Raw genomic sequence first — 19,433 nt, forward strand, 5'->3', positions numbered from 1 at the left:
CGATATCCTCCAGCCTAGGTCGGAACATATCGTTTTGCGGTTCTGAAAGCTTCTTCTTCGGTTTCATAAATCAACGATTCTGCAACTATTTAGGCCCTGAAGGGCAAAAAAAGCGGGTTTTCCATATTCGAACCGCATTATAAACCACTATAAATCATACGGTTACGTATTTTTCAGGGGCGACTAAAGAGCGGTTGTAGTAGATATAAAAAAGCCCAAAGTGCTTTTGAACACTTTGGGCTTCTTAGACTAGATAGGTTTAAGGCTCTACCAACAATGTTTCATCACCGGTGATGATCGTTCCACCATGACTTGTTTTACAACCTACATAGGCAACGGGGCGGCCATCAATCGACATTTTTGATGAGCCTTCAATGATGATCGCGCCGCAACCAGTGCGATCACCCACAGTGGCAATGGGTCGACCGCCTGCATCAGAATCAGCCGCGACTGATACGATAGCGGATGTGCCATGCCCTTTTTTTGGGCAGGAGTGAAGGTCTCCTAAACGGGCAATAGGTTTCATGCTAAAAGCTTAAATCTGTAACTATAGTAAAAGGGATAAATTTGTTTCCAGATTTATAAAAAATAATCCCAGAATCAATTTTCCTATCATTCCAGTACCATTTCAATGGATCTGGATAAAACCTTGCAAGTTTCCCGCCACCAAGAATTTCCATTCTTGACTTATTAAAATCTGGCTTAGATATTCTATAAAAGTCCCCATCATTTACCCGGACTTCAGAAAAAGTATCAAGCAAATTATATTCTTCCAGGTAATCCTCAAACGTACCACTGTAGTATTTCATTGCTACTAGTTTATAAGAATTTATAAATGGTTCAATTGCCACTTCAGGGCCAGCAATCACTGACTCATAAAACTTTTGATATGCCCCCTTTAACAAACCTGCATCTTCAGATTTAATTTGCTCGCCCTTTTCCCAATCCCAGTATTCATTCAAAGTAGCAACATTTGCAATAGAAACTTTCGCTGAAGTTAAATAAGATTTAAAAGATTTTCTACCTAATAATATTTCCCCTTGATCAAACTCCATGTCATCCTCTATTAGTTCAATACCCGATCCTTCCTCTACCCTAACTTGTCCTGTGTAGGTTTTATCGCTAAACTTAAGACGTTCATCTTCGGCATCATAATAAATACTTAGAACACCAATCTTAGTACCATCTCTCACCAAAGATATATATATCGAAGTCTTCTTATCAAGCTCAGGTACAACTTGATTATTATCATCTCTTGTTATACCGACAAAATTAACTTCAATCTTATTATTTCCAGTTTTAAAAAACTCATAAGCCGGTATCTGTAAACTTCTAGGCTTAACATCTTTGCTCTTGATCAAAGGAATACCATTAATTCTAATATCATAAACAATATTCGTTGACTCTACAGATACTGATATTTTTTCATTTGCCATAGCAAAACTCCCTATACTAAAAAAAAACAAAATAAAACTAACCAGTCTTAATCCACCTTGGTATATCATCAGTAACTTCCTTAACAGTTGACTCTAACAAATATATCTATTTCTCAATTATAGTTTGATCTACTGAGCTCTCAGACTCATTAAATACTTCATCATCTTTCGATGTAGCATCTGATCCAGAAATTTTAACACCAAAATAAACACCCCCCTTTCAACTTAAGCCAAATTGTTAAAGAGCGGTTGGAGTAGATATAAAAAAGCCCAAAGTACTTTGAACACTTTGGGCTTCTTAGGCTTGATGGATTTAAGGCTCTACCAACAATGTTTCATCACCTGTGATGATCGTTCCACCATGGCTTGTTTTACAACCCACATAGGCAACGGGACGGCCATCAATCGACATTTTTGATGAGCCTTCGATGATGATCGCGCCGCAACCCGTGCGATCACCAACAGTTGCAATGGGTCGACCGCCTGCATCAGAATCCGCCGCGACTGATACGATGGCGGATGTGCCATGTCCTTTTTTTGGGCAGGAGTGAAGATCTCCTAAACGGGCTATGGGTTTCATAGCCATATTAGAAATCTGTATCATTTGAGATGAAAAACGGAATAAAAACCCCATCTTTTTTATAAAACAGCAACCCTGAATCTATTTTCCTATCACCAAACTTCCATACTAAGGGATCAGGAAAAATTCTAGCTAACTTACCACCATCTAATATATCAAAGGTTGTTCTTGAGAAATCAGGTGGTGATATTTTATATACATTTCCATCACTAACTCTTTCAGCCTGAAAAGTTTCGAGAACACTATTATCTACCAAATAATCCTGTAAACTAATATCACTGTACTTTTTCGCGACTAGCTCATATAAAGGATAGAGTGGTTTAGCCGCACCCTCAACATCGTTTGATTTTATTTTACGATAATGATCCTCATAAGCCTTTTTTAAAAGATCATAATCACTGGCATCAATATCTTCTCCCTCTCTCCAGCTCCAAAACTCCTTTAAAGAATGATAATCCTTTACTAAAATATCTTTCTTTTTCGATATCGAGTTTTCTTTGTATCTACCTAATAAAATTGTGCTTTCATCAAACCTGTAATCTTTACTAACTTCCATACCTTCACTAATAAATCCAGCTTTTCTCCCAGTGTATGTTCTATCACCATCAATCAAAGATTTTTTTTCTGAATCATAACGTAAGTTAAAAGCATCAACTTTATTCCCATCTCTAATAATAGAGACATATAGAGATGATCTATCGCTAAAATTTTCTACAATATCACCATCGTTATTCTTATAGACTCCAGCCACATTTACTTCTAGAGAGTTCTTACCGGATTTAAACATATGATATGCAGGTATCTGCAAACTTCTTGGAGCTAACTTCTTGCTTTTAATTAAAGGTAACCCATTAACTCTGACATCATAAACCACATCAGTTGACTCTATACTTACCGAAATTTTATCACTTGCCATCGCTACACCTTGAATAAAAAATATAAAAAAAATTACTTTAAGAAGTCTTAATCCATGCTGGTATATCATCTGTCACCTCTTTAACTGTTGGCTCAAGCAAATCGTACTCCTTTTCCACTAATGCCTGACTAGTTTCGCTTTCCCTTTCTTCATATTTATTATCTGATTCCGATTCTTTATTATTTGTTTTCATTGAAACACCATAATAAATTCCTCCTTTAAGTTTAAGACCCTCAAAGAAATAACGCTTATACTCATTAACTTCGCCATCTTCTTCTTTTTGCTTAAACTGAAAATTCCATGCCGTATTCAATACTCCGTTAATTCCAGCCTCGGCTTCAAGCAAAATCACTTCAGCTTCAACAACAAAAGAAATTTTCGCTGACGCAAAAAACTTTATCTCTTGTTTAATTTCTTTCTCGTACTTAGATCCACTTATGACCTTTTTACCATCCCACTGAAGTATAACTTCACCAGCAGAACCGTAGTCTATTATCAAATCAAAACTCCCCCCAAACTCTAACATAGCGACTAACTCACAATTTAATTTAGTGTTTTCGCCACCTAAAGAGGAGTTCAATCCATCCCCGATTCTTTCCGCCTTTTCTTTCGCCTTTTTTAACACTTTAGCAGCGCCACCCGATAAAAGAGTCACTGCGATTTCAAGTATGTCAATTTGACCCTTAATCTCTCCACCAAAAGTCATTTTTAAAGCAGCAAGATCTAGTTTTACGTTAGGCGAGCCCATCACCTTTTTGGTTTCTACACCTTCAGCTGTAAACTGTATCTTTGGAGTCACTGTAACACCAGTGCCTTCTGCCACATCTGCACCAGCTTGCTTTATTTTATTTATGGTTTCTCCGCTAACACCACTTTTAGATGATAGGAAGTCAAATATCTGCTTTATTTTTTCTACAACATATAATGGAAAAGGTAGTTTTGTTTCTTGATCTCTCCCTGCTGCCTTTTTAGTTACAGTAGAACTAAACTCCACATCACCATATTGAGCTTCAAGACTTCCACTAAACCACTCATTTAAAGGACTTATTTTCACACCTGCCGTAGTTAAAGCCATTTCGACTTCGATAGTCAGATTACCTGCCAACTTGATGTACGGAAGGGGTATCACTTGGAGGGCCCTTCCCATTGTCTCATCTTGCGAGCATTGAATTACTTTGTAGGAATATCCATTTTTAAGATGATCTCCATGTACGTACTCGACAACTTTCTTTAAAACAATAAAGCATCCAATTACCTCAGCCGGAAAAAGGGTTGATGACAAAAAAAGTCCCAAGTCAGGCTTATCAAAGTAGACAGTTCTCTCTGATTTTTGCTCTATTAGGTACTCTTCCCCTCCTAATCCTGAGCTTTCTAGAACCGATGGGTGGTAATCATATTTATTTGTACAATTACTATTATTCTTACCAGCTACCATCACCTCTATATCTGCTCCCAAATGAGAACCTTTTACATCTTTCATTATCATCAATAGTTTTGATGGTTGACCAGGACATAGAGGCCATTCTATTTTTCTTTCGCCAGCAATTTTATCTCTATCGGCATCCTTAATTTCACCAGAAATAACACAACATGGTTCTATGCTTTGACATACACAAATAGGCTTTCCTAGTTTCCTATCTTCAGATGCTCCATCCGAAAGGTTACCAAAATCAATCCCTTTATTACCAAATAGCTCATTGTAATGATGAACTACTCCATCTTTTGTCTTACTTATACCTTCGCCAACCGCCTCCCTAGCGCTTTCAATTGATTGCCCTGCGTTGCTTGCTGTTTCTTCCAATTTAGCTCTAGGGTCATCTTTCCATTCTTGGAGCTCAACTTTAGCTTGTTGAATTTTTTCAACTACACCAGCTTCGACCTTCGTAGCCAGCTCAGAGCTCCACTCTCGGGTACTATCTACCCCATATTCTAAAGCAGAGCCAGAATAAGCCTCACCTATTGCGCTCCCTGCACTTTTTGCTAGACCTGTCGCTCCCTCTACCCCATCGCTAAGCAAATCTCCTGTCCATTCGGCAGCGACACTTAGACTGTTCTCGACCGCTTCATAGCTCTTGCTAAGCATGCTTGGGGAGGTGTTGGATAAAATATTTTGCTCACTCATTGCAAAAGCCAGTTCATCTAGCTCAGCTAATGACGTTGTTACGGTCTGTCCTGACACAGAGTCAACAAGTGTCACTGGTTGATCTGAAGCTCTTATAGTCATCTGATAGTCCTTATCGTACTTCTATGCCATCTTTGGCAATTTACGTATATTGCGTCGCGCGATGCCTTTTGGCATCCACTCCTCTATGGCTTGTCTTCGTTGCCAATTAAGGAGTGATTGATCTTCTAATAGCGCTTTTATATCGGGGTACGCTTTTGGAAAGTCTTCTCCAAACTGGAGATAACATTCGGAGAGAGTTCGTACTTGTTTTTGGGAAATAAAATCCCACTCTTGACCTCTTGTACAAGCAAGCACAGCTGCCATCCAATAACTGTCATTACTAAACTCTTTATTGAAAGTCTCTTTTAGGCTTCTCGCCAACTGCCGCTCTGCCCTCTTCTCATGCATCAGCCCATATTTCTCAAACTCCCGCTGGGAGATCTTGAAGGCTTTGCGGCTGCTGACCACACCCTCCGGCAGTTCACTGTCTGGAGTGATGTGAAGCAGCTCTTGCTGGTAGTGCATATAGTCGTAAAAGGGGTCGACTTCTTGATCTTGTTCACTGCCTTCTTCGAAGACCATTAACGGCGATAGCGGAAGAAAGAGTTTTTCCACAGGCTGTAGCAGGCGGCCGGTTTTCCAGCCATCTAGGATGTATAGGGAGTCCATCAATACCCGCGGGTCGTAGAAGCGGAAGTAGATGGGCGATTTGTCATCCGCCGGTGTCCACAGCATGGTGAATAACCGGAAGTGATCCCGCAAGGCTTTGACCGTTTCGTAACTGGTAAAGAGGATACCGCTGTGTTGGATCTGGTCGCGCTCGCGCATCAACTCTAACATTGGCTCGCCGCGTTCCAATTTCACAAGCCACGGGGCAGCGGCTCGGTTTTCGGGGTCAAGCGTGGTGTATAAGCAGCTGTGCGGTGGGTCGTAGGCTTCCAGTAGGGATTCAATTTCCGGCCAGTTGGCACCATCCACAATGGCCCAGAGCGGCGCGGTTTCGGTTTCCAATAACGACTCCCATGTAAGCTGCTCCACTTTTGGCGCTGGCCACTCGGGTTTTGCAGGCTCTGCGGGCGCTTTTGGCGCTTCGGGTTCCAGTTGCAGGTCGCTTCGCAGGTTCTCTGCGGTGGCCGCTTCGTTGGTTTGGGGTTCGGGTGCTTTGGGGATGCTCTCTTCCAAGGGTTGAAAGCGACCAAACACCACCGGCGCTTCGGGCGTGGCTTGGCGGGCCAGTTGGACTAAGTCCTGCGCCATTCCCTTGGTGCGAAAGTGATGCAACAAGGGTTGGATGGAGCCCACGCGCACTAGGTCGAGGCCGTTGTGTTTCAGCGCGGTGTATAAAAGCTGCTTGAAGGGTTCGACACCGTCGGTGTGGATCACCACGTAGGCGATCGCTTCCAGCGCTTGTGTCTCCCAAAAACGCAAACGGCCAGGCTGGATAACCACCTGGCACGCGCCGATCCACGCTTGCGGTTCGTTGTTGGATGCTGTGCTCATCTGATCTTACGGCTTATCATGATTACGCTTCTTCGCCTTGCGCTTCTTTCGGGCAGTGCGATACAAACGGTGAGCCGGTTCCGGCCGCTGCCTTCATTACGGTTGGGACCGTCGGCACCGATGCGCCACCCGCACCGCCTGGGCCCACACTGAGCTTGGGTATCGCTTTAACGCTGCCACCAGAGATCACGACCGCGGCACCACCGGACACAAGGGTGATTTTGGAGGCATCTAGAATGAGGTTGCCGCCCGTTTTAAAGGTTAAATCCCCGCCGACTTTGTTTTTCCAATCGCCGCCGATGGTCATGCCTAAATCGCCGTCGATTTTCTCAAGCTGTTTGCCCTTTACCGTGACATCGCGGTTGCCATCGATGGTTTCGAGGCGGTTTTTCGCAACGGCTAAATTGGAGTTATTACCGATGGTGGTCGTGTCATCAAATTCCACGCGGGACTGGCGGGAGTTTTTGACATGCGTTTCCATGTTTTTCTGGGCGTGCATGTAGATAAACTCTTCGTCGGCCTCGTCCTCAAAGGTCAGCTCGTTAAAGCCGGAGCCTTTGTGGGTTTGTGACTTAATGGTCATCCGCGCTTTGTTGTCGGGCAGCTGGTTTGGCGGCATCTGCTCAGCGTTATAGACGCGGCCAGTAATGATCGGGCGGTCCGGGTCGCCATCATAAAAGTCGACGATCACCTCTTGGCCGATGCGTGGCAGTACTAAGCTGCCGTAATTACGCCCTGCCCAGTTTTGGCTGATACGTACCCAGCACGAGCTGTTCTCGTTGTTTTGTCCGTAACGGTCCCAGTGGAATTGCACTTTTACGCGACCAAAGTTATCGGTGTAGATCTCTTCGCCGGAGGGGCCGACCACAATCGCGCTTTGCGGGCCTTGCATGCGCGGCCATTCGGTTAACCGCGGTGGACGATAAATGGTATCGGCATGAATGCAACGGAAGCGATTGCTGTACTCTTTTTCCTGATCTTCGTTGCTGGTAAAGGAGTAGTCTTGCGCGGTGTGCGTGACACTCAGCAGCAGGTAGTCGGCGCGCTCTTCGGGGGCATCATCGTGGCGTTCCAATGTAAAACGATGACCACCGGTTAATGAACGGCAACCACTTTCACCTTGTACGGTGTTATACGCCGCTTCATCGGATTCAACGCGCACACGTGCCCAATAAGACCCCACACCTTTATCGTGGTAATGCCCAGGGTAGTGGTATTGTTCAAACTTACCGGTGCCTGGAATGCTCATTTTGGCAACCGCGCTCGATTGCAGTCGATGGCTCGGCTTTTTAAAGTCAAAATCGCGCTGGGTGTGTTGGCCGGTCATAAACTGATAGGTACGATGCCAGGTGTGGATCGTACTTTGAGTGACGGAGCCTGCGCTGTAGGTCAGATCGCTCTCGTCGCACTGGCCGTAGCCGCCAATATGATCACTGATCACTAAGGTGTGCTGACCATCGCTGTGCTCGAAGTAGTAGTAGATCCCCTCCTCCTCAAAGAGGCGAGACAGGAAGGTAAAGTCACTTTCCTGATACTGAACGCAGTATTCACGTACGGGATGCTGACCGATCAACTTAAACTGATAATCGGAAAAGCCGTTTTCACGGAAGATGGACTCGGCAATCTGCTCTACCGTTTTGTTTTGATAGATCTTGCAGTCGCTGGTTTGCGTTAAAAACCAGAACCACGGCACGATCACCGCCGAATAGCAGCGCAAATCCTGCAGGCGTCGGCCTTCTTGGCGAAAGCTTTTGACGTATCCATTGATGTAGCGGTAGCTGCCATCCATGTACAGCGAGTCTTCATCGACGCTGGCAATTTTAAGCGTCACGTTTTGCCCCACTAAGGATTCTGCCGCAACGGCCTTATCCAACGAGTACATCTCGACAGTAAATTCAAAAAGGGAGGAGATCGATTCCTCGCCATCTAGGCGGGTCATCAGAAGCTGATCGTCACCTAACGGGGTGTCAATCGCTAATAGTCGGCTCTGCTGGGAGAAAACAGCCATATACATCCTTGTCCTGTCTAAGCGAACAGTTCACGCAGTCATCCGTTCAGGGCGGGCGCTGCATACCTCGACATTAATCTCTGGAAATTGGGCACTACTGAATACCACAGCCCGCCTTCGTGTTAGAGATCATTGCTCATCCATAGGACTATTTTAAAAAATCTCTGAGCCGCTTTCTATGGGAATAGTTCCTATTTTGTGGGGAATGTATAAATTTTATTCAACAAAAATACGAAGTGTATGCTAGACCCCTGCAGAAAAAACCGTATGATTACCTCGCCTAAACCTTAGATCAACTGTGGAATTAAAATGGAAGAATCAGGACGTTCGTTGTTTCCTAAACTCAAACTGCTGTTCAGCGGTGTGGCCTTGGCCTTTTTCGGTTTTCTAGCCCTTATTTATGTGCTGTCCAAATCCGTCTTTTATGCAGAGCCGGGTTATGTGTACCACGTACGTACGCTGACCGGTGATGAGCGTGTCGTATCCGATGTGGGCTACCAGCTGTTCTTTTTTGGTCGCTGGAACTCATGGAAGCGAGCTTTAACGGTTCAAGCGGTGCGCGGTGGTACTGAAGAACTCAACTACACCGAGACAGAATCCAACGATGCCAGCGCAAGCTTACCGCCGTTAAACATCATGTTTTTGGATCAGGTTGATGCCAACTCTGAAGCGACGGTGCGCTTCTCGATCCCGACCGATGAAGAGGGCTTTTTAAAGCTGGCACACGAGTACCGCTCACCCGAAAACTTGCTGCGCACCGCCTTGATCCCCGCCTTTAAAGAGACGCTACAGGCAACGGGCTCGCTGATGAGCGCCGAGGAGTACTACTCAGGTGGGCGTACCGAGTTTAACACCGAGTTTGAGCGCCAAATGAAAGATGGTATCTACAGTGTTCGCCGTGAAGAGGTCGTGATCTCGACCGGCCGCACCAAGGCCAGCGCCAACGCCTCTTTAGGTACCAATCAACAAGAGTACGGCGATGAGAACAAAACGGAGTTTCGTGTCCGAAAGGTAATGGGCAGCGACGGCACGCCGATCCGTAAGCTGCAGCGCTTTAACGAGTTTGGTATCCATGTGGTCGATGCGCGTGTGACCAATATGCAACCAAACCAGCGATTTGTAGAGCGCATGCAGTTAAAACAGAAAGCTTCAGCCGACCGTGCAATTGCCCGTGAGCAGCGCATTCAAGAAGAAGAGCAACGCTTACTTGCGATCGCCCGTGGTGAGCGTGAAGTGGCAGAGCGTCAGGCCAAAGCGAAAGTGGAACAGATCCAAAAAACCACGGAAGCGGAAACCGACAAGCAACTGGCGTTAACACAAGCCGAGAAGCTTCGCGCACAAGCGCAGATCGAGAAAGAGACCGCCGAGATCAACTTGCAGAAAGCGACCATCGAAGCTGAAACACAACGCACGCTCGCGGATGCCCAAGCGTACGAGAAACGCGTCATTCTGGAAGCGGATAACGCGTTGGCGGATAAGCTCCAAGCTGAGATCGAAATCCAAAAACTGTGGGCCGAAGCCTTTGCTAAGCGCTCGGTACCCACTAACGTCTTTGGTTCTGGTGACGGCGGTGCGCCAGTCGGCTCCGATGGCGAAACCAAAGCCTTTATGCAGATGCTGACGTTAGATGCAGCTAAACGTCTGTCGTATGATCGCGAGATCTCCCCAACGCCTTAAGCGTTTGCCGTAAATACAAAAAACGCCCGCAATCGCGGGCGTTTTTTCGTTCAGTCTTTAATGACAAACCAAACTTACAATCCGACAAACGGCTGTAAGAGCTTGGGCAGCAAGCCTTGGAATTTCATCGGCGCATCCGTTGCGATCAGACAGATGCACGGTTCGGCGCCATCGGTGATCGGCTGATGTTCGATGGTCGGGTCAAGATCCGCCACATCGCCCGCCTTAAAGCGACCTAACTCATCCGAGTAAGACCCCTTCAAAATCAACGTCATCTCACTACCGTTGTGAGTATGAATCGGGATCGACACGCCCGGCTGAATTTTCAGCAACCGAAGCTCGCCATCGTGGGTGTCCATTTTAATGTGTTGAATACCCGGCACTAAGCGACGCCATGGCAGACCTTCTTCGCCTTGTTCCAGCATCATTGCCAACGGTTTTGGCAAATGATGCGTGGTCAACGAAGGGTCGGTAGATGCTTCATCAATCGGCTCGATGTCGGGTTCGGCCATTAAGCGCTCAAAAAACGCATCGCGGGATACTGAAACATCCGCTTCGGGTTCGTCCAGCATCATTGCTGCACCCAGGGTTTCCGCGTCTTTGATGCGATCCTTGCAGGTTTGGCAAAATGAAAGATGACACGACACCAGCACGCTGAACGACTCAGGTAAGGTACCCGCCGCATAGCTGATTAATGTTGAATCATCGGGATGATGGATTACCGTCATAGCTCAGGTCTCACTGCTTTGCTGAGTTTCTGAAACGCGAGTCGAAGACTCGATTTCACACTACCAAGGGGGATCGACATCTCGTCCGCAATCTCTTGATGGCTTTTCCCTTCAAAAAACGACTTAAAGATCACCTGGGCTTGTTGAACCGGTAACTTCTTAATCTCGTCTCGTATTTTTCGGCCATCCGATTGCACATCGTAATCAACCGTTTCGGTGTCTTCGAACACCCAGTTAGCGCGATCACGCACTTGTTGACGGCGTAGGTGGTCAACGTGCAAGTTACGCGCAATTCGGAAAATCCACGTACTGGCAGCTGCTTTGCGACTGTCGTATTGGTGCGATTTACGCCACACCGTCATCATGGTTTCCTGTGCGATCTCCTCGGCAAGGGTGTCATCTTTCGTCACCCCCAAAAGCCAGGACTTTAGCCTGGGCGCAAAATGGTCGTAAAACAGCATGTACTGCTGCTTATCGCGCGTTTTTGCGATGGATTCCAAACACTGGTTCCAGTGATTGATCTGTGCCTTGGAATCGGAGTTATTGTGCATTCGGATGTCCTGTTTCATAGATCTTAGTACGATACCGATTAACGATTGGATCATCTATTTCAATGCGGGATTGATTGATCTAAACCTTTACAGCCCACGTAACGATCAAAAACACCCTTTACGACCGGTTCGAGGACCTTTTTATGAGCCCAACATCCACACCAAGAGCACAAAAGATTGCCGTGATCGGCAGCGGTATTGCTGGCTTAAGTTGCGCATGGCACTTGGCAAACCAACCCAACTGCGAAGTCACCCTGTTTGAAAAGGATGATCGCTTGGGCGGGCACAGCAACACCGTGGATGTTGATACCAAGCAGGGAAAAACACCGGTCGACACAGGCTTCATCGTTTACAACCCGCCTAATTATCCAAACCTTGTTTCTTTATTTAAACATCTGGATGTACCCGTTATGCCAACGGATATGTCGTTCGCGGTGTCGGTGGATCAGGGTCGGGTCGAATACAGCGGTTCGGGGCTAAGTGGTTTGTTTGCCCAAAAGCGCAACTTGGTTAACCCACGCTTTCTAGGCATGGTGCGGGACATCTTACGTTTTTACAAAGATTCCAAAAATGAGGATTTTGTCCCCTCCCCCTCTATGACATTGCGTGACTTGTTAGCGCAGCACAACTTTGGTGATGCCTTTCGAGATGAGCACCTTTTGCCGATGGGGGCCGCCATCTGGTCAACGCCGATGGATAAGATGCTGGATTACCCAGCTAAGCCGTTTTTGGATTTTTGTGAAAACCACGGGCTCTTGCAGGTAAAGGATCGTCCACAGTGGCATACGGTTAAGGGCGGCAGCCGTGAATACGTATCGCGTTTAAGTGCCGACTTTAAAGGCACGATTTTAACGAATCGCTCGCTTCGTGAAGTGAAGCGTATCGGGGGTAAGGTCTTAATGACCGACTGGCATGGCGATCATTGGCAGTTTGATCACGTCGTGTTTGCGTGTCATGCCGACCAAGCGTTGCGCATGTTGGCTGACCCACGCGATCAAGAACAAGCATGTCTGGATAAATTCCGTTTCGAGCGAAACCGCGCCGTGCTGCACAGTGATACCAAATTGATGCCCCGCCGCAAAGCCGCTTGGTCAAGCTGGAACTACCTTACCGACTACCGGTTAGGGCCACGCGCGCTGTGTGTTACCTACTGGATGAACCGCTTACAATCGCTTAACACCGATACGCCGATGCTGGTGACACTAAACCCATTTGATGAACCCGCTAAAGGCCAGATTCACGCCAGCTTTTTGTACGATCACCCCGTGTTTGACCTTGAAACCGACAAAGCCAAAAAAGCACTGTGGCAGCTGCAAGGTCAAAACAATACTTGGTTCTGCGGAGCTTGGTGCGGCTTTGGATTCCATGAAGATGGCATTCAATCTGGCCTTTTGGTGGCCGAAAAACTCAGTGGCGTGCCGCGTCCTTGGCAAGTTGAGAACATGAATGCGCGCATTCCGATTCCCGCTGATTGGGCCGAGCGGGTGATTAAAAGCGATGCGCCTTTAGGCTCAGCAGCATGAAGTTTCAATCCGCACTTTACCACGGGGAGGTCATGCACCATCGGCGCTTCCCGAAGGACCATCGGTTTGTCTATCGACTCACTACCTGGTTGATCGACATCGATGAGCTGCCGGTGTTGGATCAATCCTTAACCGGGTTTGGCGTTAATCGAAGCGCCGTATTTGCTTTTCACGACCGTGATTACGGGTTGGGTGATGGTCGCCCCGCCCGTGTGTTCATCGATACCCTGATGGCCGATCACGGATTACCCAGACCCGAAACCGTGGAGCTTTTGTGCCAAGTCCGTGCCTACGGACATGCGTTTAACCCGCTCTCGGTGTGGTTTTGTTATGACGCTCAAAAAGCCCTTACGGCGGTGGTGTATGAGGTACGAAACACCTTTAAGCAGCGGCATCATTACTTAGTGCCGGTCACCGAACCCACGTCGTCAAACCGCAAAATTCATCACAGCGCCTCGAAGGCTTTCTATGTGTCCCCCTTTATGCCGATGGACTGTGAGTACGGTTTTCATTTTAAGCCACCTGAGCAAGCGCTCGATTTCATCATTCAGCAATCGCATCAGGAGAAAACCATCCTGACGGCCCGCTGGCAAGGTGAGCGACAAGCCTTGACCCAAACAAACCTGATCAAACAGGCCATCCAATTCCCGCTTAACACCGTAAAGGTATTAAGTGCGATCCACTACGAGGCATTGAGGCTTTGGCTTAAAGGGCTTCGTTTGGTCAAACGCCCCTCACCACCTGAACATCCGGTGTCCAGAGGGCAGGACAATACACGCGTGGTCTCCACGCATCGTTTAGCGAATCCACACAGCAAAGTGAGCTCATCATGAATCGAATGTCTACTCGCAGTCCTTCTACGACGCTGATTCCCGGTAAGGCGTCGGATCACGTCTTAAAGAAAAGCCCACTCTTGCTCAGACCCCTGTTAAAACGCTTAACCGATGCGCGTGTCAGTGCCATTTCATTGATCTTGCCAAACGGCCAACGCTTCACGGTGGGTCACGCACAAAGCGATGTTCAGATACCGCTTGTACGCCTTCACCGCCGCCGCGTTGTGGTTAAAAGCGCCTTCTCTGGCATGATGGGCTGGGCCGAGAGCTTTATGGATGGGGATTGGAGCTGCGATAACCTTGTAGCCCTCACCGACTGGGCCATGCACAACGAGCCAGCGTTAAAAGAGGCCTTTCAAGAGCAATCGTTAGCGCGTTTTCTGATCAACCTGTGGCATAAAAAGCGCGATAACACCCGCGAAGGCAGCCGTAAAAACATCGCCTATCATTACGACTTGGGGAATGCGTTTTACAAGCGCTGGTTAGATGAGACGATGACCTATTCGTCCGCTTACTTTGCAGGGCAATCGCGCACGCTAAAAGAAGCGCAAGAGGCCAAATACCAGCGTATTTTAGAGCTAAGCGAAGCCCAACCGGGGGATCGTATTCTAGAGATCGGCTGCGGCTGGGGCGGCTTTGCCGAAACCGTTGCACGCCATGATGAGCACACCCACCTGTACGGTGTCACGCTGTCCAAAGAGCAGCTTGAATACGCAAAAGCACGCATCAGCGCCCTAGAGGCCGATCAACGCGTCACGTTGAGTTATCAAGACTACCGAGATGTACAAATCACCTTTGATCGCATCGTCTCGATCGAGATGTTCGAAGCGGTCGGCGAGCCACACTGGCGCACCTACTTCGAGACACTGAACCGCTCCCTTAACGAAGGGGGCACGGCCGTTTTACAGGTGATCTGTATTGCGCCCGAGCGCTTTGATTACTACCGCAGCCACGCCGATTTTATTCAGCGCTACATCTTCCCGGGTGGCATGCTACCGACTGCACAAATCATGCATCAACTCGCCGCCCAACACGGCTTCGAGGTAGAAGTCGATGAAGAGTTTGGCTTGGATTACGCCGAGACCCTGCGCCAATGGCGTGAGCAGTTTATGGCGGATTGGGAATCCATCCACCCAATGGGGTACGACGAGCGCTTCAAGCGCATGTGGGAGTACTACCTGTGCTACTGCGAGAGCGGTTTCCGTTACGGCTCGATTGATGTCCGATTCTTCAAACTTAGGAAAACCGCATGAAACGCTTATGGATGGTTATGCTCGGTGTCTTCACACTCTTCCTACAAGGTTGCAGCAGTATGAATGTGGATGATTTCAAAGGACAAGGTCCCAAACTGGTACTGGAAGAGTACTTTCAAGGGACAACCTACGCCCATGGCCTATTTCAAGATCGCTTTGGCAATGTGAAACGTCAGTTTACGGTGAACATTGAAGGCACGTATCAGGAGGGCACCCTCACCCTAGTTGAGGACTTTGTCTATAACGATGGCGAAACCGATCAACGCATCTGGAACATCACCCCAGGCAACGATGGCTATTACACCGGCACCGCGGGCGATGTTGTCGGTCAAGCCGAAGGGTATGTCCGTGGCAACGCGCTTAACTGGCGCTACACCATGGACTTAGCGGTGGGCGATACATCCTACAAGGTCGCTTTTGATGATTGGATGTTTTTGCAGCAAAATGGCGTGATGATCAACAAAGCGACGGTTTCAAAGTGGGGCTTTAGAGTCGGCGAGGTGATCCTCTTCTTCTCGAAACACCCTCAATAATAGGACTGAAAGGCGTTAAGATGAGATACCTTGGTTCAATAGGATGTGCCCTGATCTTAGCGCTCGTAAGCTCAAGCGCCGCAGCCCACCCTTTCAGTGAGCTTTACGGTGATCGCATCGAGTTTACCGTTCTAAGAAACGGCCAACCGGTGGGCTATTATCTGACGGAATTTCGCGATATTTCCGCTACCGAATGGCAGGTCGATGTCTCAATGGAGCTATCGTTCAAAGTGTTTAAGCTGCTGCCCTATCATTACGTGTACCGTGCACAGGAGCGCTGGCAAGATGGCGCATTAATCGGCTTCAGTAACACCATCACCAAGAACGACAAAACCCAACGCGCGCACTGGCTGCTACAAAACGGCCAACTGATCCCGACCACACAGTCAAAAGCATCGCCGTTACCCAGTCAGGTTCTGACCACGCATCACTACAACATCAAGGCACTTAGCCAATCTGAGCTTCTTAACACCCTAACCGGAAAGCTCTCGGCCATTGCCCCAACCAAGCCCACTAAGGCACAGATACAGACCCAACAAGGTGCGATATCAGCACAGCATTTTCTGTATCAAGGGGATCTTAACGACACCGAGGTGTGGTACACGCCCGAAGGTCAATGGGTAAAACTGGCTTTCTCGGACCCTTCGGGTGCTTGGATCGAGTTTGAGTGCATCCAGTGTATCGCACCCGAAACGCCATCCCTCATTGCTAAGAGTAAAGATCAATGAGTACACCGGCTTTAGAGACCGCGCTTGAGCAGTACATCGCGTTTATGAATACCCTCGAGCAACCCGATGCACTATCGCAAATTGAGCAACTTACCACACCGGATGTACGCTTTGTTGACCCCTTTAACGACTTGACCGGTCAGGCGGGTTTTCATCAAGCCATGAAAGACTTTATCAAGGAAGTACAAAACCCTCGCTTTGAGGTTCGCCATCGCGGTTGGGATGGCAACACCGTTTTGATTCAATGGCATTTCACCGGCACATTTAAACGCAGCGGCAAGCCATGGGCCTTTCCTGGGACAACCGAAATCCTCTTTGATGATCACGCCAAAGTAAAAATGCACTACGACCACTGGGACTCAGGTCAGCATTTCTATCAGCACCTGCCGGTGATTGGCTGGGCTATCCGATGGATACGCCGTAAGATTGCCATACGTCCGTCAGATTAAGTTTGGCAACTCCCAGCCCACTTTACGGTCTATATTAGAGAATTCATAACAAGGAGATCGGAATGGGCATAGGCTCTCGCCTTAAACGAGCACTCGGCCCCGAGTGGATCGATGATCTACAACATCAGATCAAAGAAACGGTCGATCAAGGACTAGACCGTCACCTTCGTATTGCCGTTACCGGCCTTAGCCGAAGCGGTAAAACAGTGTTTATTACGGCCCTTGTGCACCATTTGATGAACGCACATCAGGGCAAATCACTCCCCTTTTTATCCGCGGCGGCCGAACATCGCATCATCAGTATCAAGCGCCGTCCAGCACGAATGTCCGAGCCGTTTCCCTTGGATGCGGCGGTCAACGCCCTAGGGCAGGAGCCACCACAATGGCCGCCTTCAACAACGGGCTTGGCCGAGGTAAACCTTGCCATCAAATACAAACCTGGCAGTCGGCTAAAACGTCTTGTGACGGATTCGGCCACACTGAATTTAGACATTGTCGATTACCCGGGCGAATGGCTACTCGACCTGCCTTTGCTACGCATGGACTTTGAAACCTGGTGCGAGCAGCAACAAGCCTTGTTTGATAAAGCACCGCGCAGCAGCTTAGGCCAAGAGTGGTATCACACAATCCAACAGACCGATTGGAGCATCGAGGTGGAGCCAGCCACACTCACGGCCATTAGCCAAGCTTACACCGCGCTGCTTAACCAACTGCGTGAACAACCGCATGCGCAAAGCGTACTGCAACCGGGGCGCTGCATTTTACCGGGCGATCTGGCTGGCGACCCACTGCTTGAGCTTTTCCCACTGCCGGGCATTTCCGCGAATAGCGACCCAGCCTCCGGCTACAATGTGATGAAAAAGCGCTTTAACGCCTACAAGGAGAAGGTGGTTAAACGCTTCTATGAAGAGCATTTCTCCCGATTTGATCGACAAGTGGTGCTGGTTGATTGCTTAAAAGCACTGAATAACGGTAAGCCCTGTTTTGATGATATGAAGCTGGCCTTGACCGAGATTCTACAAAGCTTTAACTACGGGTCATCTGGCTTTTTACGCCGCATTTTCAGCCCGCGTATCGATAAAGTGCTGTTCGCGTCCTCCAAGGCCGACCACGTCACCGCGAACCAGCATCATAACCTCGATAAGTTTCTGGAGCTGATCATCCAAGATGCGCAACGTGAAATGCGCTTTGAAGAGATCGACACCAGCTGCATGGCGCTGGCCTCCATCCGCTCGACCGACGCGGCGGTTGGTCAGTTGCACGGCCAGCAGATCTCATGCTTAAAAGGCTTCAGTAAAGCCGATGGCAAACCGACGGCGATCTTCCCGGGTGAAGTCCCTACCGAGCTACCCACCGAGGCCGACTGGAACAGCAGTCGATTCCAGTTTTTGGATTTCGCCCCTAAACGCCTCCTCACTACGCAGCTCAAGCCAGAACACCATATCCGTTTGGATCAAGCACTTGAGTACCTGATAGGAGATCACCTTTCATGAGTGAGTCGTGGAAAAAACCGATCACACTGGACCCGGATCTGGTCAAAGACACTCGCCCCTTTGATGAGCACCATCAAGAAGCGCATACCTTTAAAGTCGAAGACGTTCAGGAGGTTGAAGATCATCCGGTCACGGTTTCGAATCAGCCCGTCTTTGAGCAGAAGAAAAAACGCCGCTTTTGGACCAAAGCCTTTGCAGCGACCACCGGCCTTTTATTAACCGGTGTGGTCGTTAACGAGGTCTACCGCTTTATCCAATGGGGGTTTGAGCTGAATCCGATTGTGGGCGTCGCTTGCAGCGGCATCACGGGCCTTGCGTTTTTATCGGGCGCGATCTGGCTGCACGGTAACTTTAAAGGGCTTCGACAGTTGCGTAAGGCCGAGGCCCTACACAGTCGTGCCCGATTGCTGCAAGGTCAGAAGACGCACGGTGAGGCACTGCCGCTTCTAAAAGAGCTGGATCATCTGTACGAAGACACCGAGATTAACCAGACCTTTAAGCAAGCGATTCGGCAAGTGGACACCGCCTATAACGATGGCGAGATCATCCGCTATGTGTCTGACCACGCCTTAAAAGAGCAAGACCAAGCGGCACTCGCGTGTGTGCGTCGCCACAGTGTTCAAGCCGGCTTAATGGTCGCCTTAAGCCCCTACGCGACCTTTGATATGTACCTGGTGGGCTGGCGTAACTTGAAAATGCTGCGCGAATTGGCCGAGATTTATGGCATCGCCCCAGGGGCTGTCACGCAGTGGCAGTTGCTGAAACAGGTATTGCACAACATCGCGTTTGCCGGGTTAAGCGAGGTAACCATTCATGCAGGCAGCCACCTGTTAGGGGCCTCGATTACGCAGACGTTGTCCGCTCGTGCAGGTCAAGGCATTGGAGCCAGCCTCTTTACGGCGCGCTCGGGTCGTCAAGCGATTCGTCTGTGCCGCCCGCTACCGCTTACGCGCAAAGCCCAATCGGAATTGGAGAAGCTCAATGAAGAGATCATTTCCGACGTCGCAAACGAGGCTCAGAAAGGCCAGTAACCCGCCCACGGTCTCAACAAAAAGCCCGCC

Annotated in this window: 18 protein-coding genes; 9 read left to right on the top strand and 9 right to left on the bottom strand. The window is 48.5% G+C overall.

The window, feature by feature from the left end; genetic code table 11:
• Positions 1-259: 259 nt before the first annotated feature.
• From ACXAF9_RS14635 to ACXAF9_RS14665, 7 genes are all read right to left on the bottom strand, one after another.
• On the bottom strand, positions 260-526 hold the full coding sequence (locus ACXAF9_RS14635; protein ID WP_475075432.1) for a PAAR domain-containing protein: 267 nt from the start codon (positions 524-526) through the stop codon (positions 260-262).
• A gap of 1 nt (position 527) precedes the next feature.
• Positions 528-1,436 (bottom strand): hypothetical protein, encoded by a 909-nt coding sequence (locus tag ACXAF9_RS14640; RefSeq protein WP_475075433.1) that lies wholly within the window; start codon positions 1,434-1,436, stop codon positions 528-530.
• Positions 1,437-1,749: 313 nt separating this feature from the next.
• On the bottom strand, positions 1,750-2,022 hold the full coding sequence (locus tag ACXAF9_RS14645; RefSeq protein ID WP_475075434.1) for a PAAR domain-containing protein: 273 nt from the start codon (positions 2,020-2,022) through the stop codon (positions 1,750-1,752).
• A 1-nt stretch (position 2,023) separates the two neighbouring features.
• Entirely contained in the window at positions 2,024-3,001 is a 978-nt protein-coding gene (locus ACXAF9_RS14650) for a hypothetical protein (protein WP_475075435.1), read from the bottom strand.
• Complete coding sequence (locus ACXAF9_RS14655; protein WP_475075436.1) at positions 2,970-5,156, bottom strand: hypothetical protein; 2,187 nt, start codon at positions 5,154-5,156, stop codon at positions 2,970-2,972. The genes ACXAF9_RS14650 and ACXAF9_RS14655 overlap by 32 nt, the downstream gene beginning before the upstream one ends.
• Before the next feature lie 21 nt (positions 5,157-5,177).
• Positions 5,178-6,596, bottom strand: coding sequence for a DUF4123 domain-containing protein (locus ACXAF9_RS14660; RefSeq protein ID WP_475075437.1), 1,419 nt, complete (start codon positions 6,594-6,596; stop codon positions 5,178-5,180).
• Positions 6,597-6,618: 22 nt separating this feature from the next.
• The gene (locus ACXAF9_RS14665) at positions 6,619-8,604 is read right to left on the bottom strand and encodes a type VI secretion system Vgr family protein (RefSeq protein ID WP_475075438.1); all 1,986 of its coding nucleotides are present in this window, start codon (positions 8,602-8,604) and stop codon (positions 6,619-6,621) included.
• Positions 8,605-8,913: 309 nt separating this feature from the next.
• On the opposite strand from ACXAF9_RS14665, the gene ACXAF9_RS14670 reads away from it, so the two are divergent.
• Positions 8,914-10,281 (top strand): SPFH domain-containing protein, encoded by a 1,368-nt coding sequence (locus ACXAF9_RS14670; RefSeq protein ID WP_475075439.1) that lies wholly within the window; start codon positions 8,914-8,916, stop codon positions 10,279-10,281.
• 74 nt (positions 10,282-10,355) lie between these two features.
• On the opposite strand, the gene ACXAF9_RS14675 is transcribed toward ACXAF9_RS14670, so the two are convergent.
• Positions 10,356-11,009, bottom strand: a complete 654-nt coding sequence (locus ACXAF9_RS14675; RefSeq protein ID WP_475075440.1) for a ChrR family anti-sigma-E factor — start codon at positions 11,007-11,009, stop codon at positions 10,356-10,358.
• Positions 11,006-11,560 carry a sigma-70 family RNA polymerase sigma factor gene (locus ACXAF9_RS14680; RefSeq protein WP_475075441.1) on the bottom strand — a complete coding sequence of 185 codons (555 nt, stop codon included), beginning with the start codon at positions 11,558-11,560 and terminating at the stop codon, positions 11,006-11,008. Before ACXAF9_RS14680 ends, ACXAF9_RS14675 begins: the two co-directional genes overlap by 4 nt.
• Positions 11,561-11,703: 143 nt before the next feature.
• Between ACXAF9_RS14680 and ACXAF9_RS14685 the strand changes: the two genes are divergently transcribed.
• The 8 genes from ACXAF9_RS14685 (at position 11,704) to ACXAF9_RS14720 (ending at position 19,403) form a co-directional block, all read left to right on the top strand.
• The gene (locus ACXAF9_RS14685) at positions 11,704-13,083 is read left to right on the top strand and encodes an NAD(P)/FAD-dependent oxidoreductase (RefSeq protein WP_475075442.1); all 1,380 of its coding nucleotides are present in this window, start codon (positions 11,704-11,706) and stop codon (positions 13,081-13,083) included.
• A complete protein-coding gene (locus tag ACXAF9_RS14690) occupies positions 13,080-13,916 on the top strand; it encodes a DUF1365 domain-containing protein (protein WP_475075443.1) in 837 nt (278 codons plus the stop codon). The genes ACXAF9_RS14685 and ACXAF9_RS14690 overlap by 4 nt, the downstream gene beginning before the upstream one ends.
• Positions 13,913-15,169: a class I SAM-dependent methyltransferase gene (locus ACXAF9_RS14695; RefSeq protein WP_475075444.1), complete on the top strand. Its 1,257-nt coding sequence runs from the start codon at positions 13,913-13,915 to the stop codon at positions 15,167-15,169. The genes ACXAF9_RS14690 and ACXAF9_RS14695 overlap by 4 nt, the downstream gene beginning before the upstream one ends.
• Positions 15,166-15,702: a DUF3833 domain-containing protein gene (locus tag ACXAF9_RS14700; RefSeq protein WP_475075445.1), complete on the top strand. Its 537-nt coding sequence runs from the start codon at positions 15,166-15,168 to the stop codon at positions 15,700-15,702. Before ACXAF9_RS14695 ends, ACXAF9_RS14700 begins: the two co-directional genes overlap by 4 nt.
• A gap of 20 nt (positions 15,703-15,722) precedes the next feature.
• Positions 15,723-16,430 (top strand): DUF6134 family protein, encoded by a 708-nt coding sequence (locus ACXAF9_RS14705; protein WP_475075446.1) that lies wholly within the window; start codon positions 15,723-15,725, stop codon positions 16,428-16,430.
• Positions 16,427-16,879 (top strand): nuclear transport factor 2 family protein, encoded by a 453-nt coding sequence (locus ACXAF9_RS14710; RefSeq protein WP_475075447.1) that lies wholly within the window; start codon positions 16,427-16,429, stop codon positions 16,877-16,879. The genes ACXAF9_RS14705 and ACXAF9_RS14710 overlap by 4 nt, the downstream gene beginning before the upstream one ends.
• 62 nt (positions 16,880-16,941) lie before the next feature.
• Complete coding sequence (locus ACXAF9_RS14715; protein ID WP_475075448.1) at positions 16,942-18,372, top strand: YcjX family GTP-binding protein; 1,431 nt, start codon at positions 16,942-16,944, stop codon at positions 18,370-18,372.
• Complete coding sequence (locus ACXAF9_RS14720) at positions 18,369-19,403, top strand: TIGR01620 family protein (protein ID WP_475075449.1); 1,035 nt, start codon at positions 18,369-18,371, stop codon at positions 19,401-19,403. Before ACXAF9_RS14715 ends, ACXAF9_RS14720 begins: the two co-directional genes overlap by 4 nt.
• Positions 19,404-19,433 lie beyond the last annotated feature (30 nt).

The sequence above is a fragment of the Neptunomonas sp. ABH4_499 genome (assembly GCF_056160565.1).

What these genes read in the sequence shown, in the direction of transcription:
- ACXAF9_RS14650 (WP_475075435.1), bottom strand. Translation starts at nt 3,001, where the DNA reads ATGATATACCAGCATGGATTAAGACTTCTTAAAGTAATTTTTTTTATA.
- ACXAF9_RS14700 (WP_475075445.1), top strand. Translation starts at nt 15,166, where the DNA reads ATGAAACGCTTATGGATGGTTATGCTCGGTGTCTTCACACTCTTCCTA.
- ACXAF9_RS14635 (WP_475075432.1), bottom strand. Translation starts at nt 526, where the DNA reads ATGAAACCTATTGCCCGTTTAGGAGACCTTCACTCCTGCCCAAAAAAA.
- ACXAF9_RS14670 (WP_475075439.1), top strand. Translation starts at nt 8,914, where the DNA reads ATGGAAGAATCAGGACGTTCGTTGTTTCCTAAACTCAAACTGCTGTTC.
- ACXAF9_RS14680 (WP_475075441.1), bottom strand. Translation starts at nt 11,560, where the DNA reads ATGCACAATAACTCCGATTCCAAGGCACAGATCAATCACTGGAACCAG.
- ACXAF9_RS14695 (WP_475075444.1), top strand. Translation starts at nt 13,913, where the DNA reads ATGAATCGAATGTCTACTCGCAGTCCTTCTACGACGCTGATTCCCGGT.
- ACXAF9_RS14640 (WP_475075433.1), bottom strand. Translation starts at nt 1,436, where the DNA reads ATGGCAAATGAAAAAATATCAGTATCTGTAGAGTCAACGAATATTGTT.
- ACXAF9_RS14660 (WP_475075437.1), bottom strand. Translation starts at nt 6,596, where the DNA reads ATGAGCACAGCATCCAACAACGAACCGCAAGCGTGGATCGGCGCGTGC.
- ACXAF9_RS14710 (WP_475075447.1), top strand. Translation starts at nt 16,427, where the DNA reads ATGAGTACACCGGCTTTAGAGACCGCGCTTGAGCAGTACATCGCGTTT.
- ACXAF9_RS14705 (WP_475075446.1), top strand. Translation starts at nt 15,723, where the DNA reads ATGAGATACCTTGGTTCAATAGGATGTGCCCTGATCTTAGCGCTCGTA.
- ACXAF9_RS14685 (WP_475075442.1), top strand. Translation starts at nt 11,704, where the DNA reads ATGAGCCCAACATCCACACCAAGAGCACAAAAGATTGCCGTGATCGGC.
- ACXAF9_RS14715 (WP_475075448.1), top strand. Translation starts at nt 16,942, where the DNA reads ATGGGCATAGGCTCTCGCCTTAAACGAGCACTCGGCCCCGAGTGGATC.
- ACXAF9_RS14645 (WP_475075434.1), bottom strand. Translation starts at nt 2,022, where the DNA reads ATGGCTATGAAACCCATAGCCCGTTTAGGAGATCTTCACTCCTGCCCA.
- ACXAF9_RS14720 (WP_475075449.1), top strand. Translation starts at nt 18,369, where the DNA reads ATGAGTGAGTCGTGGAAAAAACCGATCACACTGGACCCGGATCTGGTC.
- ACXAF9_RS14690 (WP_475075443.1), top strand. Translation starts at nt 13,080, where the DNA reads ATGAAGTTTCAATCCGCACTTTACCACGGGGAGGTCATGCACCATCGG.
- ACXAF9_RS14675 (WP_475075440.1), bottom strand. Translation starts at nt 11,009, where the DNA reads ATGACGGTAATCCATCATCCCGATGATTCAACATTAATCAGCTATGCG.
- ACXAF9_RS14665 (WP_475075438.1), bottom strand. Translation starts at nt 8,604, where the DNA reads ATGGCTGTTTTCTCCCAGCAGAGCCGACTATTAGCGATTGACACCCCG.
- ACXAF9_RS14655 (WP_475075436.1), bottom strand. Translation starts at nt 5,156, where the DNA reads ATGACTATAAGAGCTTCAGATCAACCAGTGACACTTGTTGACTCTGTG.